We start from the raw sequence: 17,720 nt of genomic DNA on the forward strand, positions 1-17,720 counted from the left end.
GCGCTGTGGCCACAACGGACGCGGCTCACGCTGTGAGCGGCTGGGCGAGGTCTCTAATTGGACGGATCATGGAGATCGATCCTGGGGGCGGGATTTCGAGCGGTTCGGGCCTCAACGACGAGTTCCTGGAGCTCGCGCTGTCCGCACAGGGCGCGATCGGGTGGACGTTCGGCTTCGCCGATCACCGGATCACCTGGACGCCCGGCTTGGACGCGCTTCTGGGCATGTCCGGTGCGGCAAACGAAGCCCTGCAGGCCCGTCTGGCCGAGCTGATCGAGCCGTGGACGGTGGCGGCGGAGACCACCACACAGTGGCAGGACCTCGACCTGGAGCAACCAATCACCACCGCCGACGGCGGAACGCGGTTGCTGCACTTCCACGCCCGCCCGTTCGGCGACTGGCGAGCTTCCGGCCTCATCGGGCTGGTCCGGGAGGTGACCGATCAGCACCGGGACAGGCAGGCCCTGGCGGACCTCGCCAGCCGGTACCGGCTGCTCGTCGAGCTCAGCCCGGAGGCGATCTGCGTCCATCAGAAGGGGATCATCAAGTACGCCAACGCGGCGATGAGCACGATCGTCGGCGCCGAGTCCAGCGAAGAGCTGCTGGGGCGGCCGGTCGCCGATTTCGTCGCCCCGCACTCGATCGCCGAGATGCACGAGCGGATCCGGTCGCTGACGACCGCCGGCACCGCGACGCCGCGAGCGCAGGCCGATCTGCGGCGAGTGGACGGCGCCCCGGTCCCAGTGGAGCTGGTCGCGGTGCACACCACCTGGGAGGGACACCCGGCCGTGCAGGTCATCGGGCGGGACGTCACCGCGCAAAAAGCGGCTGAAGCCGCGTTGCGCTACCAAGCGGCGCTAGTGCAGCACGTCAACAACGCGATCATCGCGACGAGCCGCGACGGGGTGGTCACCAGCTGGAACCCGGCCGCCGAAACCGTCTACGGGATGCCCGCCGACCAGGCGCTGGGGCGGCACGTCGCGACGCTCGTCGGCGCCCCGCTGCGGCCCGGAGCACTGATCGCCGGCGGCGGGGTCACCGAGGCCGTGCACCGGCACCAGGACGGATCCGCCCTGATCATCCGGATTTCGGCGGCGGAGATGGACTCCGGGTACGTGCTGGTGTGCGCCGACGAGACTGCGCGGCGGCAGGCCGAGCAGGACTTCGCGACCGTCGTCGCCGCCTTGGACGAAGGCGTCGTCGTGATGGGGCGGACGGGGGTCGTCGAGTCCGCCAACCCCGCTGCCGAGCGCATCACCGGCGTGCCCGCAGCGGAGATCGTCGGCACCTCACCGACGTCCTGGCCGTTGGCCGACGAATCCGGGGTGACGCTGCGACCGGAGGAACACCCGTCGGTGATGCCCCGGCAGACCGGGAAACCGGAGAACTCGCGAGTGGTTCGCGTGGACCGGCCGGACGGCCGCAAGACGTGGCTGCGGGTCACGTGCAGCCCGCTGAACCCCCAGGACCGCCCGCCGCACAAGGTCGTCGCCTCGTTCACCGACATTACCGAGAGCCGGGCCGCCCGGGAACGCCTGGAGCACGAGGCCACCCACGACCCGCTGACCGGGCTTGCCAACCGCACGCTGGTCCTGCGGCACCTCGAAGGCTCGCGGCGACGAGCGCTCCCGACGGCAGTGCTGTTCATAGACCTGGACAACTTCAAGCGCATCAACGATTCCCTGGGCCACGGCACCGGCGACGAAGTGCTGCGGATAACCGGGGAGCGCCTGGTGCGCGCGACGCCCTGCGGAGCGCTGGTCGGTCGCCTCGGCGGGGACGAGTTCGTGGTCCTGGTCGACGGCGAGAGCGACCACGCCATGCTCCGCAGGCTCGTCCAACGGCTGCTCGCCGCGCTCACCGAACCGGTTCGGGTGCAGTGCAGGCAACTGCACGTCAACGGCAGCATCGGGGTGGTCATGGTCGGCACTGGCGACACCCGGTCCGGGATGGACCTACTGCGCGACGCCGACGTCGCCATGTACCAGGCCAAGGCGCAGGGCGGCGGCCGCTGCGCGTTCTTCGACGTCGACCTGCGCGAACGCGTGCAGCGGCACATGGTGCTGGAGCAGGACCTGCGCCACGCCGTGCCGAATGACGAGCTCTGGGTGGCCTACCAACCCGTCGTCGATCTGCGCGGCGACCGCATGGTCGCCGTGGAGGGCTTGCTCCGGTGGTCGCACCCGCTGCACGGAACGGTCTCGCCGGGGGAATTCATCCCACTGGCAGAGGAGAGCGACCTGATCATCCCGATAGGCGCGCACATGCTGCGCCTTGCGACGCGCCAGATCGCCGCCGAACGCGAACGCCACGACCTCGACCTGCACCTCAACGCGAACCTCTCACCGCGCCAGCTCGAAGATCCCGATCTGCTGGACCACGTGCAGCACGCGCTCGCGGATTCGGGGCTGCCGGCCCACGCGCTGTGCCTGGAGATCACCGAGAACGCGATCATGCAGGACCCCACCGCCGCGACCCGCATCCTGACCGCCCTGCGTGAGCTGGGCATCGTCCTGGCGATCGACGATTTCGGAACCGGGTACTCCTCGCTGGCGCAGCTCCGGCGGCTGCCCGTGGACATCCTCAAGATCGACCAGACGTTCGTCACCGACCTCGGCACCTGCGACGAGGTCGAGGTCATCGTCGCCGGCATCGTCGCCATGTCCCACGCGGTCGGTCTCGACGTCGTGGCTGAGGGCATCGAGACTGCCACCCAGCTCGCCATCCTCCGCGATCTCGGCTGCGACCAGGGGCAGGGCTACCACCTGGGCAAGCCATATCCGATCGGCGAGCTGTTCCCAGCGCCCGCCGACCGGCGGTGATACCGCACCATCCACACTGGACTGCGAAGCCGGCCGGCGTCGTCGAACTCCTGCGTGGTCCGGGCCACGTACCGGTCAACCATCCGGATGTTTTTCGACCGTTATCGGCGTGTCGGCTGTCGCGCGGTCCGGGTTCCGGTGGGGTTTCGACTGGCTGCGCCCGGTGTCTGCTGGTCTGATCGTGACGTGGCCATGTCTGCGAATCCTTCGCCCGCAGCTCAGCGGGACGTGCGCGGGGTGATCAGTTGGGCGCTGTGGGACTGGGGTTCCGCGGCGTTCAACACCGTGATCTTGACCTTCGTGTTCACGGTGTACCTGACCGAGGGCGTGGCCGCCGATCCGAAGCGCGGGTCGGAGGCCCTGGGCCTCGCGCTCACGATCTCGGGCGTGTGCATCGCGCTGGTGGCGCCGGTGACCGGTCAGCGCAGCGACGCCGGCGGACGGCGCAAGAGGTGGCTGGCGGTGCACACCGCGCTGGTCGTGGCCAGCACGGCCGGACTGTTCTTCGTCCAGGACGCCCCGCGGTACCTGCTGTTGGGGCTGGTGCTGATCTCGGTGGGCAGCGTGTTCTCCGAGTTCGCGACGGTGAACTACAACGCGATGCTGCTCCAGGTCTCGACGCCGGCGACGATCGGCCGCATTTCGGGCTTCGGCTGGGGCATGGGCTACTTCGGGGGCCTCATCGCGCTGGTGATCGTGCTCATCGGCTTCGTGCAACCCGAAGTCGGGTTGTTCGGCGTGACCTCCCAGGACGGCCTGAACATCCGCGTCGTAGCGGTGTTCGCGGCCGCGTGGTTCGCGGTGTTCGCGCTGCCGCTGTTCTTCTTCGTCCCCGAGGCGGAGTCGTCCGGCGAGCCGCTGCGTCACGCCATCCTCGGCAGTTACCTCGTGCTCGGCAAAAGGCTGGCGCGGATGTGGCGCACCGAGCGGCGCACCCTGGGGTTCCTGGTCGCTAGTGCGCTCTACCGGGACGGCCTGGCCGCGATCTTCACCTTCGGTGGCGTGATCGCGGCGGGCACCTTCGGCTTCACCGCAAGCGAAGTGGTGGTCTTCGCGATCACCGCGAACCTCGTGGCCGGCCTAGGCGCGTTCCTGGGCGGGCGCGCAGACGACCGGTTCGGCCCGAAAACCGTCATCCTCGCCGCGCTGATCGGGCTGGTCGTGGTCGGCAGCTCACTGGTGGTGCTGCCCGGCAAACCGGCGTTCTGGGTGTGCGGGCTGCTGCTGGCGATCTTCCTCGGGCCGACGCAATCGGCCAGCCGGACCTTCCTCGCCCGCATCGCCACGCCCGGCCGGGAAGGCGAGGTGTTCGGCCTGTATGCCACCACCGGACGGGCAGTGAGCTTTCTCGGACCACTGGCCTTCAGCGGCTTCATCGCCCTGTTCGGCACCCAACGCGCAGGCATGGGCGGGATCGTCCTCATCCTGCTGATCGGGCTGCTCGCGATGATCCCGGTGGCGGCACCCGACCACTCCGGCAACACCGACGACGTCGCGACCAGCGGCGCCCACTGAACGCGCAGACCCCAAGATCGCCATCGCCTACTTCGTGCGGAAGGTGAATCGGAAGGTTCCGATCCAGACCTCGTCCCCGTCCGCCAGCCCGGCTCGGTCTACCGGGGTGTGGTTGACATAGGTGCCGTTCAGCGAGCCGGAGTCCGTGATCGTGTACTGCTCGCCGTCGTGGTGGATCTGGGCGTGGAAGTGGGAGACGGTCGGCGCGTCGAGCGTGATGTCGCAATCCCGGCTGCGACCAACCGTCAGCGGCGTTCCCGTGACCGGGATGGCCGTGCCCGCCTGCGGACCGCGGGCGATCACGAGCTCCGCGCTGCTAACAGCCGGGGCCGCTGCGGCACGTGGTGCTGGTGTGTCGACGCCTGCCTGTGCGGGGATCGCAGCGGGCGGTACTTCGCCGAAAGCTTCCGTGGGCGACGCCGCCGTGCCGAATCTACTCTGGTTCATGACGTCCTCCTGACGGATCCGGGTCGCCGCCGCGTGCACGCGATGGCTGCCGATTCCGGGTCGTCCGGGAACCCGCCAAGCCCGGCTCACTCCGGCGCCGCGGGCCCAGCCGACCACTCGTCACCCACCGGGCTTGCGCCTTCTACGCTACCGGCGACACCGCGCCCTCCCGCTGGAAAACGCTGAGAAGGCACTGGGAATTCACCTACGACGAGCGATGGCGGTCAATTCGCCACCGAAGCTCCACAGTAGATCAAGCGCGTGGCGGGCGTCGGACCATCCACGAGACGCGGAGCCGACCTGGCGCAGTGTCGTTGCACACGTTTACTGGGAGTCACGCCGCCCGAAGGCTGTCACCCGGTCCGGGCCATGGCTACCCTCGGCGGGGGGCAACCTCATGACGCCGGGCGCATTCAGGAGGTGATCAACCTGCGGACGAGCGATGGGCTAACCCGTTCGGGGCATGCCGCTCCTCCTCACCTGCGGACGCAAGAGGTCGGGCTTGACCTGCTGGCGACCGCCATCAACGAGTACGCGATCTTCATGCTCGACCTGGACGGGCGCGTGGCCAGCTGGAACCCCGGCGCCGAGCGCTTGAAGGGCTACCGCAGCGACGAGATCGTCGGGCAGCACATCTCGCTGTTCTACCCTCCCGAACTGCTCGCCGAAACCCCCCCGGAGTGGGAGCTGGAGCACGCCGCGCGCACCGGCTACCACCAGGGCGAGGGGTGGCGCGTCCGGAAGGACGGCAGCCGGTTCTGGGCCCACGTGGTCACCGCCGCGTTGCGGTCCTCCGACGGAAGCCTGCGCGGCTACGCGAAGGTCGTAAGGGACGACACCGAACCCCGCGCCCGGTTGGAGCGCTCCAGTGAGCGATTCACCAACCTGATGGGTCTGACGCCGGTCGGCATCGCGCTGTTCGACGAATCGCACCGCCTGGCCCGGGCCAACGACGCGCTGTGCGACCTGCTCGGCGCCGGGATCTCCGAACTGCACGACACGCGGGCCGACGACCTGCTGCACCCACAGGACGGGTTGGAGCCGATGATCCCGCGGGCGCCGATCCTTGATGCCCCCACCCATCGCGTGCTGAAGCGGACCGACAGCCGGCCGGTGCACTGCGACCTCCGCTGCACTGCGGCGGTGCAGGATGATGGCCGGTTGTTCTGGCTGGTGGCGTTCCAGGACATCACCGAACGGCACCAGCGAGCCGAAGAACTCCACTACCAGGCCACCCACGACTCGCTGACCGGCCTGTTCAACCGCCGCGCGGTCAAGGAGCTCCTGAACGATCTGGTGCGCGGCCCCCGCGCCGACCGGGTCGGCGTGCTGTTCTGCGACATCGACAACTTCAAGCGGATCAACGACTCCCTGGGGCACGACGCCGGCGACGAGTTGGTCGCGACCCTGGCCCGACGGCTGCAGGGCGGCGTACCCGCAGGGTGCACCCCGGCCCGGCTCTCCGGCGACGAGTTCGTGGTGGTCTGCCCAGACGTCGAGGCGGTGGGCGGGCTCGAAACGCTGGCCGAGACCGTATCCGGCCTGCTGCGCACCGTGGTGCGGCTCCAAAGCCAGCAGGTCCAGGTGTCCGCAGCGGTCGGCGGCGCGGTGCTCGACGGCGCCGGGGCGTACGGCGAGGACCTGCTCCGCTTCGCGGATGCCGCCATGTACCGGGCGAAGCGGCGCGGACCGGGGCGCGTGGCGCTGGCCGATCCAGGCCTGGCCGAGTCCATCAACCGGCAGCTGCGGCTCGAGGGGGAGCTGCGCGACACCATCGACAACGACGGTCTCGTGCTGCACTACCAGCCCGTCGTGGACGCCGCGGGCGCCGTGGTGTCCGCCGAGGCGCTGGTCCGCTGGATGCATCCCGAACACGGTCTGCTCCCCCCGGACGTCTTCCTGCCCGTTGCCGAGCAGGGAGGGCTGATGCGCGACCTGGACCGGTGGGTGCTGCGCACGGCGCTGCGTCACGCCGCCGCCTGGCCCGATGTCGGCGGGCGCCCGGTGGGCATCGCCGTCAACCTCGCCGGGCTGCTGCCGGATGACCACGGCTTCACCGCCGAGGTGACCGACGCCATCGCCGAGTCCGGCATCGATCCGAACCGGGTCGTGCTCGAACTGGTCGAGACGGTGCTGGTCGACCTGCCGCCCCAACCCCGCCGCGCCATGCTCGACCTCGTCGAGCGCGGCGTCCGGTTCGCCGTCGACGACTTCGGCACCGGTTACTCGTCGCTGGCCCGGATCAAGGACCTGCCAGCGCAGATCATCAAGGCCGACCGCAGCTTCGTCGCCGATCTCGGTGTCGGCTCCCGGGATCTGGCGGTGGCCCAGGCGGTGGCGGACCTCGCCCGCGCGCTGGGCTGCCAGAGCGTCGCCGAGGGCATCGAAACCGCGGAGCAGTTCGACCTGCTCCGCGACGTCGGGATCGACGTCTACCAGGGTTTCCTGTTCGCCCGCCCGGTCCCCGAAGCCGAACTCACCACCCTCCTCGTGAACGGCCACCCGCTCCCGTCGTGAGCGACGGTCGCTTCGGCTCACCCGATGCGGATGCTCATCGGCCGGTGGCCCTTCCACCTCCCGGTGTCAGCTCCGTAGCCGTCGCGGCACAGACCGTCCACTTCGGAATCCGTGGCCGGCGCGGACCGTGACTCCGCGGCGTTCATAGGTGTTGTCGGCCGAGGTCCCGCTTGGTGTGGGCGAGGATGTCGTCCTGGAACGCGAGGTAGAGGTTCGCGACGACCTGCGCCGACGTGATCCGGCCTCCGACGAGCTTCTCGACGTTGCGGAGGCGGTAGCGCACCGTGTTCGGGTGGATGAACAGCAACTCGGCGGTTCGCTTCACGTCCTGCTCGCAAGCGAGGTAGAGCACCACCGTTTCGACCAGATCCGGCGCCTTGATCAAGTCGCCGAAGTGCCTTTCCAACCGGTCGGCCACCTGGGCGTCGTCGCGGCGCGTGAGCAGCCATGCGGCGAAATCGACCTCGTCCAGTCGAACGATCGTCTGGTTGCTGCCCCGATCATGGCGGCGGCCGGCCAGGTGCCGGGCGGTCTCGGCCTCGTGGGCGTACCGGCTCGCCACCGTGATGTCGCTGAAGGCACCGCTCACCCCGACCAGGTGGGTGCGCGCGAGCACCCCGAGCCAGGCAGCCGCGGCGTCTCGCTCCGCGATGACGGCCGTCAGCCCGGTCGCCGGATCTTCGGCGTCGCGGTCGTCGGACAAAACCAGCGGCACGCCCTCGGCCTCCGCAGCTTCCAGGAGGGCTTCGGCGGTGGTCGTCGACCCGCGTGCGGCGCGGTCGCCGATCGCGCTCGCGGCCACGACGCGGAGGTCGTCGCCGACCCGAAAACCGAACGCCCGCAACCGGTCCCAGGTCTGGCGCACCTGCGAGGTGGTCACGCCACCGCGCAGTGCCGACACGATTCGGGCGGCCTCCGCTCGTTCTTGGCTGATCACCAGTGACCGCGAGGCATTGGCCGCCGCGAGTACCCGTTCCGCCGTTTCCAGCAGTTCTGGGCTGATGTCGTCGAGCAGCGACCTGTTCCGCGACGCCACCGCCAACTGGAAGCCGGATCCCCGGAGGCGGAACGGCCGGGTTGCGACCATCCACTGCCCGACCACGAAGCGCTGCGGTCCCGGCTCGCGCGCGCTGATCTCCTCCCAAACCAACCGCAGGGGCCCGTGGCCAGTCGAGGCGACGATCCGCCCCGCGCCCTCGTAGAGGACCGCTGCCCCCTTGCACAGCGTGCCGAGCCGGACCACGAGGGCGCTCACCGGGTCTGCCGCCGACAACGCGTGCAGCAGGTCGTTCTGCAGCCAGACCGCCCGCTTCAGCAGGTAGGTCTCCGCGGACAGCGCGCCGCGGTTGATGAAGTCCTCGATGGCGGCGAACCGGCTCCCGCCTCTCACACTCAGCAGTGGGAAGTTCCGCTCCCGCGCGGCGGCGCGGAGTGCTCGCGGAACCCGATCGAAGTGGACGCCCGTGCCGAACAGCAGGGCGGCCGCATCGGCCGAGACGAGGTCGGCGATCAGCTGCCTCTGTGGCGCGGGATCCTCCGGGGCGGCCGTGAACTGCAGGCCGGTGGTGAGCACGATCGAGCGCGGGCGCAGCCAGCTCGCGGCGTCGGCGATCTCGATCGAGTGCGCGGAGCCGACCACCGCCGAGAGGTCGCCGGGTTCCTCCACGGTCAGCTGCAGGCTCGGCTCGTCGACGAGGTTGCGTAAGGCCAGCTGCGGCCAGCCGCCGCGGCTATCGGTGCTCATCGACGTCCTCTCCGCGCCCCGGCGCTGGAACTGTGGGACAGGACAGATCAACTCCGCCGCATTTGTAATTCTCATAGTGACAGCGCCTACAGCGTGGGGCAACCTTCTCTTCCAACCGCAGCCGGCGGCGGATACCAGCCCGACCCGCACGACTTTCGAGGAGGCCTCCACATGGCAAAACAGCGTGTGGCCGTCGACGTCGGCGGCACGTTCACCGACGTGTGCGTGTTCGACGAGGACGACCGGAGCATCCGAGTCACCAAGGTTCCATCCACCCCGGACGACCCGATGCGCGCCGTGCTGAGCGGCGTCGAACGCGGCGACATCGACCTCTCCGAGGTGTCGCTGTTCTCGCACGGAACGACGGTCGCCACCAATGCGCTGATCACCAGGAACTTCCAGCCCGCCGCGATGGTCACGACGACCGGTTTCCGGGACGTGATCGAAATCCGCGACGGGACCAAGGACAACCTGTGGGACGCGTACCACGACGTGTCCCCGCCGTACATCCGCCGCCGGGATCGCTTCGAGGTCACCGAACGCATCGACTACGCGGGCCACGTCGTGAAACCGCTCGACGAAACCGAGGCACGGAACGTGGCGGCGTTGCTCCGCAAGCGCGGGGCGCGGACCGTGGCCGTCTGCTTCGTCAACTCCTACGCCAATCCCGCCCACGAGATCCGGATGCGGGAGATCCTCGAGGAGGAACTGCCGGGGGTCGCGATCTCCACCAGCGCGGAGATTCTCCCGGAGATTTTCGAGCACGACCGGTTCAACACCACCGTCGCCAACGCCGTCCTCGCGCCGCTCGTCAGCGGCTACGTCAACCGGCTCGCCGAAGAGCTGAGCGCGGGTGGCTATCGCGGAGACCTGTTGCTGCTGCATTCCGGCGGCGGGTCGATGACGCCGCGCATGGTGGAGCGGTATCCCGTCCGCCTGGCTGCATCCGGCATCGCCGCGGGCGCCATCGCCGCCCGGCACGTCGCCGCCCAGTGCGGTTACGCCAACGCCATCGGCTTGGACATGGGCGGCACCAGCACCGACATCGCCATGGTCCACGGCGGCGAGCTCCGGGTGACCAAGGAGTGGTCGGTCGAGTACGGGTACCCGATCATCTTCCCGTCGATCGAAGTGCTGACCATCGGCGCCGGCGGCGGCTCCATCGCCCACATCGACGAGGCCGGCTCCCTGCGCAACGGCCCCCAGTCGGCGGGCGCCTCGCCCGGCCCGGCGTGTTACGGCACGGGCGGCGCCGAACCCACCAACTCGGACGCGAACCTGGTGCTCAACCGCCTCGGCACCGCCCTGGCGGGCGGGGCGAAGGTGCTGTACCCGGAACTGGCCGAGAACGCCCTCCGTGACCAGGTGGCCCGGCCGCTCGGGCTCAGCATCGAGGAGGCAGCGAGCGCCGTCCTCCGGGTCGCCAACGCCAACATGGCCGACGCGGTCCGCCTGATCTCGATCCGCCGCGGCTACGACCCCCGCGATTTCGCCCTGATCGCCTTCGGCGGTGCGGGCGGGTTGCACGGTGCCGAGGTGGCGCGCGAGCTCAACATCCCGACCGTCGTCGTCCCGCCGAACCCGGGTGTGACGTCGGCGCTCGGGTGCCTGCTGGTCGACATCCGCCACGACCTGTCGGCGATGTTCGACGCCGTTGGCGACGAGGCCGACGTCGAGGAGTTCGAGAACGCGTTCGCCGGTTTGGAGGCCGAGGCATCGGCCCGGCTGCGGCACGAGGGCGTCAGCGCCGAGGACGGCGTTCTGCAGCGCACCGTCTCGATGCGCTACCTGGGCCAATGGCGGTCCCTGACCGTGAAGTGCGGTAGCGGGCCCGATGCCCTCCGCGAGGCGATCGAGTTGTTCCACGAGCAGCACGAACGGGAGTACTCGTTCCGCAGGGACGAGACGCCCGTGCAGATCTACCAGCTCGGGCTGACCGCGATCGGCGTCACGCCCAAACCGGTGGTCGCTCCGCACGAGGTCACGACCGGTGCAGCGCCGACGGCGCAGCAGAACCGCAAGGTGTACTTCGAAGGCCCGGGATGGGTCGACACGCCCGTCCACGACCGAGCCGCGCTGCCCGCCGGGTGCCGGCTCACCGGGCCCGCGGTCATCGAGCAGTTGGACTCCACCACCGTCGTACCGCCGGATGCCCGGGTGGAGATCGACGAGTGGCTGAACATCCGCATCCACCTGACGGAGGCCTGAACCATGACGTCCGACCAGCGGCCGGCGCCATCCGGCGCGGTGACCCCCGCAGGCCTCGACCCGGTGACCTTCGAGGTGCTGAAGAACGCCTTCGTCACCGCAGTCGACCTGATGAGCGAGCAGATCATGCGCACCTGCTACTCCTTCGTGATCTACGCGCGCGACTTCTCCTCCGCGCTGTGCGACGCCGACGGCAACACCGTGATGCAAGGCAGCGCCGACATCGCCGTGCACGTGGGCACGCTGCACTTCCAGTGCAAGGCGGTCCTGGAGGAGTTCGGCGACGACATCAACCCCGGCGACGTATTCGCGGTGAACGACCCCTACCGAGGCGGTACGCATTTCAACGACGTGAGCTTCATCCGGCCGATCTTCGTGGAAGCGGAGATCATCGGGTTCGCCCAGAACAAGGGCCACTGGGCCGACATCGGCGGCAACGTCCCCGGTTCCTTCGACGTCAACGCGAAGGAGCACTTCAGCGAAGGCCTTCGCATCACCCCGGTCCGGGTGTGGCACCGGGGACGCCAGCTCCGCGACGTGGCGCAGCTGCTGGTGTCCAACACGAGATCGCCGTACAGCTGCATGGGCGATCTGAACGCGCAGGCCGAAGCCACGGCGGTGTGCGAGCGCGAAATCCTCCGCCTGGTCGACCACTACGGCAGGGACACCGTCGTGGCAGCGATGGGCGGCGCCCAGGACTACGTCGAACGCATCGTCCGCCACAAGCTGGCCGAACTCCCCAAAGGCGAATGGGAAACGGTCGACTACCTCGACGCCGACCCCAGCAAGCCGGAAGGGTTGGTGCCGATCTCGGTAAAGATGCGCATCGACGACGACGGCATCCACTACGACCTGTCCGGCAGCGCCCCGGCGGTGTCCACGTTCCTCAATTCCGGTTACGGCACAACCCATTCGGCGCTGTACGCCGGAACCAAGACGTTCTTCCCCGACGTGCCGCTCAACTCTGGGCTGTACCGGGTGGTGCACGCCGAACTCGGCCCCGAGGGCACGGTCGTCAACGCCAGCTGGCCGACCGCGGTCACCGGATTCTGCTCCGGCCCCTACGAGAAACTGATGAACGCGCTTTTCGAGATCTGGTCGCAGGTCATGCCCGAGCGGGCCATGGCTTGCGCGTTCAACCTCGAGTACCTGCTGGTCGGCGGCAAGGACGGCCGCACGGAGGACCGCCCCTACTTCATGTGGTACGACTGGATGGCCGGCGGCTGGGGCGGCCGAGCGACCAAGGACGGATCGGGAGCGACGGCGCCCGTCTTCGGGCCGGGCCTCGCAGTGCAGCCGGTCGAAGGCCAGGAACGGCTCTCCCCCGTGCTGACCACCGAGCACACCATCGTGACGGACTCCGGTGGACCGGGACGCCATCGCGGCGGCTGTGGGTTGGAGAAGGGCGGTGTGCTCACCGACTGCGAGAGCACCGTGATGTCGTACTGCTGTGACCGCGCACGGTCGATCACCTGGGGCATCGCCGGTGGCCTGCCCTCGCTGCCGCACGGCGTCTGGCTGAACAAGGGCACCGAAGACGAGCGGTTCCTCGGCGCGACGTTCTCGAACGTCGCGATCGAGCCCGGCGATACGTTTACCCGGCCGTCGGCCGGTGGCGGCGGTCACGGGGACCCGCTCACCCGGGATCCCGCTCTCGTGGTCGAAGACGTGATCGACGGGTACGTCTCGATCGAGCGTGCGGCCAAGGATTACGGCGTCGTCGTCGAACCGGTCGACCCCGAGCTGGACCGGTACGAAGTAGACATCGCCGCCACCGAGGAGCTCCGGAGGTCCATCGCCGCCGAGCGGCGGGGCTGGTTGGTGGAGGACCCGCACGTGGTGGCCCACCGGTATCGCGCGGGCGAACTGGACATGCTCGATTCGATCAGGCGGTACGGCGTGATCGTCGATTGGGGAACCGGCGAGCTGCACGAGAACACCACGCGCCAGTACCGAGAACTGCTCCACAAGCGGGCCGCAGCCTACTGGGACTGACCCGCGCCACCCGACGGTGGGCCGACCGGTACATACCGGTCGGCCCACCGGTCGTCAGCGCTGATCATGGAACAAACCGCCTTGGCATCCGCGTAGTGCTGGACGTGGCGTGAGTCGAACCACGATGCGTAGTCGTCGACGCCGGATCCGCACTCAATAGAGCAGTCGCTATGCTCGCCCGCCCCAATCTGATCCGCGAGGCGACGCACCATGGCAGACGACGCACCATGGCAGACACCGCACCATGGCAGACACCGCTCCGACCGGATGGGCACGCCGCGCGACCCGGGTCCTGGAAGCCGAGCGGGCCACCGAGCACCCCACTCCGCTGCGCCGCTTCACCCACGCCGGGCCTGGCCGACGCACACGGCGGCTTGAGCCCGAGCCTCGTCAAGACCGGGTTGGCGCCGGAATCGGCTTGCTCCGCCGCCGGTGGCGCACCGCAATCCAGGCGAGGACCGCGGCGACGACCAGACCGAAGACCAGCATCGCGACGCTGACCGGATCGTGGTGGCCGCGGACGATCTTGCCCGCGCCGTAGGAGGCGGGACCCACGGCGAGGACGAAAGCGGTCGTGGTGACCAGGTTCCACACGACGAACTGGGAGAACTGCATCTTCGCCGTGCCGGAGATCATCGCGGTGGTGACGAAGACGGCGAGGCGTCCCCAGGTGGCGTAGAGCTGTTCCCCGCGAGAGAGGAGTTTCCGCCGTTGTTCCTCGCGCCACCCGGGGTGCTCCATGAGACGGCGGCCCCACCGCAGGCCGATCTGGTAGCCGACGATCCCACCGGCCTCACCGCCGAGCACCGCGGCGATGAGGACGCCGGCGAGGGCGACGTGGTCCTGGCTGGCCAGCACCGCGCTGCCGCCGACCGCCAGGGTCCCGATGACCGGTACCCCGGCGGATGAGAGCAGCACGAGCACGAATACGGCGAGGTAGGCCCAGATGCCGTACTGCCCGCCGGCCGGCGAGCTGGGCTCGGGCATCTCGAAGAGAGCTGCTGGCATCATCGGCACCTCGGCATCCCCGATGCATCGGACCACCTTCCAGTACGACGATTCTGCGCCGCCCCCGATCTGAAAGCCGGGGCCTTTGGCCCCTGGAACCGGCCGTTCCAGCTCCCGCACGGTGAATCCTGGCAGAGCGCGTGCCTGATCGGCCTGCCGATCGAACGGTCCGGGCAAGCGGAAGGGGCGGCGACATGACAACGCACAGAGCACGACGCACGCACACCGGATGGGTGGGATGGGTGTACTTCGCGGCCGTCGTCCTGCTGCTGGCCGGCATCGTCCAGGTGATCAACGGGGTGATCGCGTTCGCCCGCTCCGGCACGACGTACGTGATGCCGGCCGGGGCGGTCCAGATCAGCTACGCCGGGGTCGGCTGGAGCTTCCTGATCACGGGTGCCGTGCTCGTCCTCACCGGAATCGGGCTGTTCGGCGGTCGCACCTGGGCACGTGCCGTGGCCATCGTCATGGCGGCGATCAGCGTGCTGGCCAACCTCGCCTTTTTCACGGCGTATCCGCTGTGGTCGGCGGTCGTGATCGTGCTCGACGTGATCGTGATCTACGCGTTGGCCGCCCACGGCCGAGAGGTCAGCAACAGGTAGTCCGCGGATCCGGCAGCGCGGAGGCGAACCGTGCACCTGCAAGTCCTGCCCCTGGCCATCACCATGGTGGCCGGACCGCAGATCATGTCGGCGATCGTGTTCGTGACCACGTCGCGCGCGGTGCGGGTCTCCATCGCGTTCCTCATGGGCGTGGTCCTGGCGACGGCCGTCGGCGTGCTGATCGCTCGCTTACTGGCTGCACTGCTCGGCAGCGCCCTGCCCGTCGATGGAGAGTCGCCGGAGGCGAGCACGCTGGGCAAGGCCATTCAGATCGTGCTCATCGCCCTGCTGGTGCTGGTCGCGGTGCGGAACTACCTGCGGCGCAAGACGACGGAACCGCCGAAATGGCTCGGCACCCTGCTGTCGGCGACCCCGACCACCGCGTTCAAGACGGGCCTGCTGGTCATCCTGGCAATGCCGTCGGACATCGTGGTCATGCTCACCGTCGGGATGAACCTGCAGCACCACCGCGCGGGGTACGGCGACGCTGTACTCTTCATCGCGGCCACGACGTTGCTCGTCGCCCTGCCGCTGCTGCTCTACCTGATCTTCCACAAGCGGGCGATCATCGCCATGCCGCGGGTCAGGGACTGGATGAACGTCCACAGCTGGCTGGTCAACATTATCGTCTGCCTGATCTTCATCCTCCTCGTCGCCACCGGCGGTTGATCTCCTCGGTGCTGACCCGGTCCGAGACGAGGAACGCGTCGGCCCACGCCGCACGCGGGTCGCTGTCCACCAGCAACGCCTTGACCAGCAACGTCAACGGGATGGCAAGCACCGCCCCGAGCGGCCCGACCACCCACGTCCAGAACACCAGCGACAACAAGGTCACGGTGACGGAAAGTCCGACGGCGTCGCCGACGAAGCGCGGCTGCACCAGGCTCTGCACGACGAAGTTGAGCACCGTGTAAACGACGCCCACGACGACGCCCAGCTGCCAACCTCCTTGGAGCATGGCGAGGAGGACCGGCGGCACCAGGCCGATGACGAAACCGACGTTCGGGATGTAGTTGGTGACGAACGCCAGGAGCCCCCACAGCACCGGCAGCGGCACCCCGAGCAGCGCCAGGGCGATAGTGTCCAGGACCGCGACAATCAGTCCGAACACCGTGGAGACCACCAGGTAGCTGCGGGTGCCACGGGTGAAACCGACCAGCGCCTCGGCCATCCGCGGATGCCGGTCGGACACGATTCCGAGCCTGCGACCGGCCCCGCTGGTCTCGATGCCCAGGAACAACAGCAACGCCAGGAGGAACACCAGGTTGGAGCTCACGCTCGCCACCCCGGACAGCAAGTCGCCGACGAACCCGGCCAGCTCGGTGTAGTTCACCTTGCTCGCGGCGGTCTTGATCTGCTCCGGCCCGATGCCGAATTTCGCGAACCCCTGGACGATTTCGGCGCCGAGCGCGTCAGCGCGTTGCGCGTAGTGCGGGAGGACCTCCGCCAAGCGGGCCACCGAGACGAACACGACCAGGGCAAACGTGATGAGCACCGCGTACACCAGCACGACCAGCACCGTGGTTGCCAGCCAGCGCGGACAGCCCTTCCGGATCAGCCACGCCGGAACCGGGTTCGTCACGATCACGATGACCAGCGCGAGGAACGTCGGCGCGATCAGCCAAGCGGCGGCCCGAACCCCGGCGACGACCACGACAGCCGAGGCCATCCCCAGGAGCACGACCAAGCCCCGCGGTAGTCGACCGGCCCATTCACCATCGGGTGTGGCCAAGTCACCGCCGTGATTCGCCACCAGAAAAGCCTACGATCCCCGCCGCCGCTCCGCGCGTCGATCAGCGATCCACAGTGGATCAATGACAAAAGGGCATCTGATGCGACGCAACTCCGCCAAGATCTCGGTTGCCGGGGAACCGGCAGTGCCGCTCGGCGCGAACTTCTGGTCGCGGACCGGCGGCCCGCTGATGTGGCGGAACTGCTCACCCCAGGTCGTGCGCGAGGGACTGCGGGTGCGCTTCGAGCACGGCCTGCGGCAGACCGTTCCTTCTCCTACTGGCCCGACTTCATGCCCCACGCCGGACAGCGTCGAGGCCAAGGTCGAGCACTTCGCCGACTTCCTGGACGTGCAAGGAGATCGGCATGCCGTCGCTCCCGACCCATCATCGTGGGGCACATATCCGGCACTTCGGGATCACCGACAACACCGGGAAGCCGAAACCGCCGCTGCACGAACTGGCGGCGTTCGCCGATATCCTGTCCACTGCAGACTTCGACCGCTGCGAGCGCACCGACGCGCAGGCGGCCCTGGTGGTGACCGAGTTCCTGGAGCGCGGGTACCCGTTCAGCCCGACGACGACCTACCGCTCATCTTCAGCTCGCTGCAGCAGGCATACGTGGCCGCGAGGTGCTGCCAGGAGGACGGGCGGCGGTTCGTCTGGCTCGTCGGCCAGCACGACCAGGAAGCCGCGGTAACTCCGCTCGCGAGCGGATATTCACTGCACGACCTCGAAACCGGTGAAGAACTTTCCAAGATCCCGCTGCCCGCCTATGGCGTGCGGGTCGTCGAGCTGCGCGCGGAGTGAGTCCCGGGCCGAATTCGGGGCTCCCGGAGTCCGGGCGGTGGCTGAGGTTCCGCTCCCCGCACCGCCACGCAGGACGAGCCTGGAACAGGCTCCTCCGCCCGAAAGGCCCACGGCCGCGGCGATTCGGGTCCAAAGCCCCTAGCCCTGCCACGTCCATGACGTGAAAGCGTCGGGGCTAGCGCGGTGCCAGGTGCGGCCAACTTCCGGCCGGGGTACAACGGGGGCGTACCCGACCCACGCTGATGCTGGTCCGCTCGTGCCTTCTCCCGAGCATTCGGCACGGGGCCACCGGGCCCGACCACTCGTCCGCCGCTCGTGGGGA

The 17,720-nt window shown here is 69.0% G+C and carries 12 protein-coding genes; 8 read left to right on the forward strand and 4 right to left on the reverse strand.

The window, feature by feature from the left end:
• The first annotated feature begins 68 nt into the window (after window positions 1–68).
• Together FDZ84_RS32705 and FDZ84_RS32710 are read left to right on the forward strand one after the other, a co-directional pair.
• Window positions 69–2,822 (forward strand): EAL domain-containing protein, encoded by a 2,754-nt coding sequence (locus tag FDZ84_RS32705; protein WP_168588994.1) that lies wholly within the window; start codon window positions 69–71, stop codon window positions 2,820–2,822.
• A gap of 192 nt (window positions 2,823–3,014) precedes the next feature.
• Window positions 3,015–4,337, forward strand: coding sequence for an MFS transporter (locus FDZ84_RS32710; protein ID WP_210435263.1), 1,323 nt, complete (start codon window positions 3,015–3,017; stop codon window positions 4,335–4,337).
• A gap of 27 nt (window positions 4,338–4,364) precedes the next feature.
• Here the strand turns inward: FDZ84_RS32710 and FDZ84_RS32715 are convergent, their stop codons facing one another.
• Complete coding sequence (locus tag FDZ84_RS32715; protein ID WP_168588996.1) at window positions 4,365–4,784, reverse strand: FHA domain-containing protein; 420 nt, start codon at window positions 4,782–4,784, stop codon at window positions 4,365–4,367.
• A gap of 369 nt (window positions 4,785–5,153) precedes the next feature.
• On the opposite strand from FDZ84_RS32715, the gene FDZ84_RS32720 reads away from it, so the two are divergent.
• The gene (locus FDZ84_RS32720; protein ID WP_246868593.1) at window positions 5,154–7,301 is read left to right on the forward strand and encodes a bifunctional diguanylate cyclase/phosphodiesterase; all 2,148 of its coding nucleotides are present in this window, start codon (window positions 5,154–5,156) and stop codon (window positions 7,299–7,301) included.
• 142 nt (window positions 7,302–7,443) lie between these two features.
• On the opposite strand, the gene FDZ84_RS32725 is transcribed toward FDZ84_RS32720, so the two are convergent.
• Window positions 7,444–9,045 carry a PucR family transcriptional regulator gene (locus tag FDZ84_RS32725; RefSeq protein WP_168588997.1) on the reverse strand — a complete coding sequence of 534 codons (1,602 nt, stop codon included), beginning with the start codon at window positions 9,043–9,045 and terminating at the stop codon, window positions 7,444–7,446.
• A gap of 171 nt (window positions 9,046–9,216) precedes the next feature.
• On the opposite strand from FDZ84_RS32725, the gene FDZ84_RS32730 reads away from it, so the two are divergent.
• Window positions 9,217–11,253: a hydantoinase/oxoprolinase family protein gene (locus FDZ84_RS32730; RefSeq protein WP_168588998.1), complete on the forward strand. Its 2,037-nt coding sequence runs from the start codon at window positions 9,217–9,219 to the stop codon at window positions 11,251–11,253.
• A gap of 3 nt (window positions 11,254–11,256) precedes the next feature.
• Window positions 11,257–13,248, forward strand: a complete 1,992-nt coding sequence (locus FDZ84_RS32735; protein WP_168588999.1) for a hydantoinase B/oxoprolinase family protein — start codon at window positions 11,257–11,259, stop codon at window positions 13,246–13,248.
• A gap of 390 nt (window positions 13,249–13,638) precedes the next feature.
• Here the strand turns inward: FDZ84_RS32735 and FDZ84_RS32740 are convergent, their stop codons facing one another.
• The gene (locus FDZ84_RS32740) at window positions 13,639–14,376 is read right to left on the reverse strand and encodes a DedA family protein (protein ID WP_246868594.1); all 738 of its coding nucleotides are present in this window, start codon (window positions 14,374–14,376) and stop codon (window positions 13,639–13,641) included.
• A gap of 74 nt (window positions 14,377–14,450) precedes the next feature.
• Here FDZ84_RS32740 and FDZ84_RS32745 point away from each other — a divergent pair, with 74 nt between their 5' ends.
• On the forward strand, window positions 14,451–14,858 hold the full coding sequence (locus tag FDZ84_RS32745) for a hypothetical protein (RefSeq protein ID WP_168589000.1): 408 nt from the start codon (window positions 14,451–14,453) through the stop codon (window positions 14,856–14,858).
• A 30-nt stretch (window positions 14,859–14,888) separates the two neighbouring features.
• Window positions 14,889–15,527 (forward strand): GAP family protein, encoded by a 639-nt coding sequence (locus FDZ84_RS32750; protein ID WP_168589001.1) that lies wholly within the window; start codon window positions 14,889–14,891, stop codon window positions 15,525–15,527.
• Here the strand turns inward: FDZ84_RS32750 and FDZ84_RS32755 are convergent.
• Window positions 15,499–16,590: an AI-2E family transporter gene (locus FDZ84_RS32755; protein ID WP_168589002.1), complete on the reverse strand. Its 1,092-nt coding sequence runs from the start codon at window positions 16,588–16,590 to the stop codon at window positions 15,499–15,501. The genes FDZ84_RS32750 and FDZ84_RS32755 overlap by 29 nt on opposite strands.
• Before the next feature lie 100 nt (window positions 16,591–16,690).
• Between FDZ84_RS32755 and FDZ84_RS38250 the strand changes: the two genes are divergently transcribed.
• Window positions 16,691–17,398: a hypothetical protein gene (locus tag FDZ84_RS38250; RefSeq protein ID WP_210435264.1), complete on the forward strand. Its 708-nt coding sequence runs from the start codon at window positions 16,691–16,693 to the stop codon at window positions 17,396–17,398.
• Window positions 17,399–17,720: the final 322 nt, after the last annotated feature.

Source organism: Saccharopolyspora sp. ASAGF58, from assembly GCF_012277335.1.
GTDB lineage: Bacteria > Actinomycetota > Actinomycetes > Mycobacteriales > Pseudonocardiaceae > Saccharopolyspora > Saccharopolyspora hattusasensis.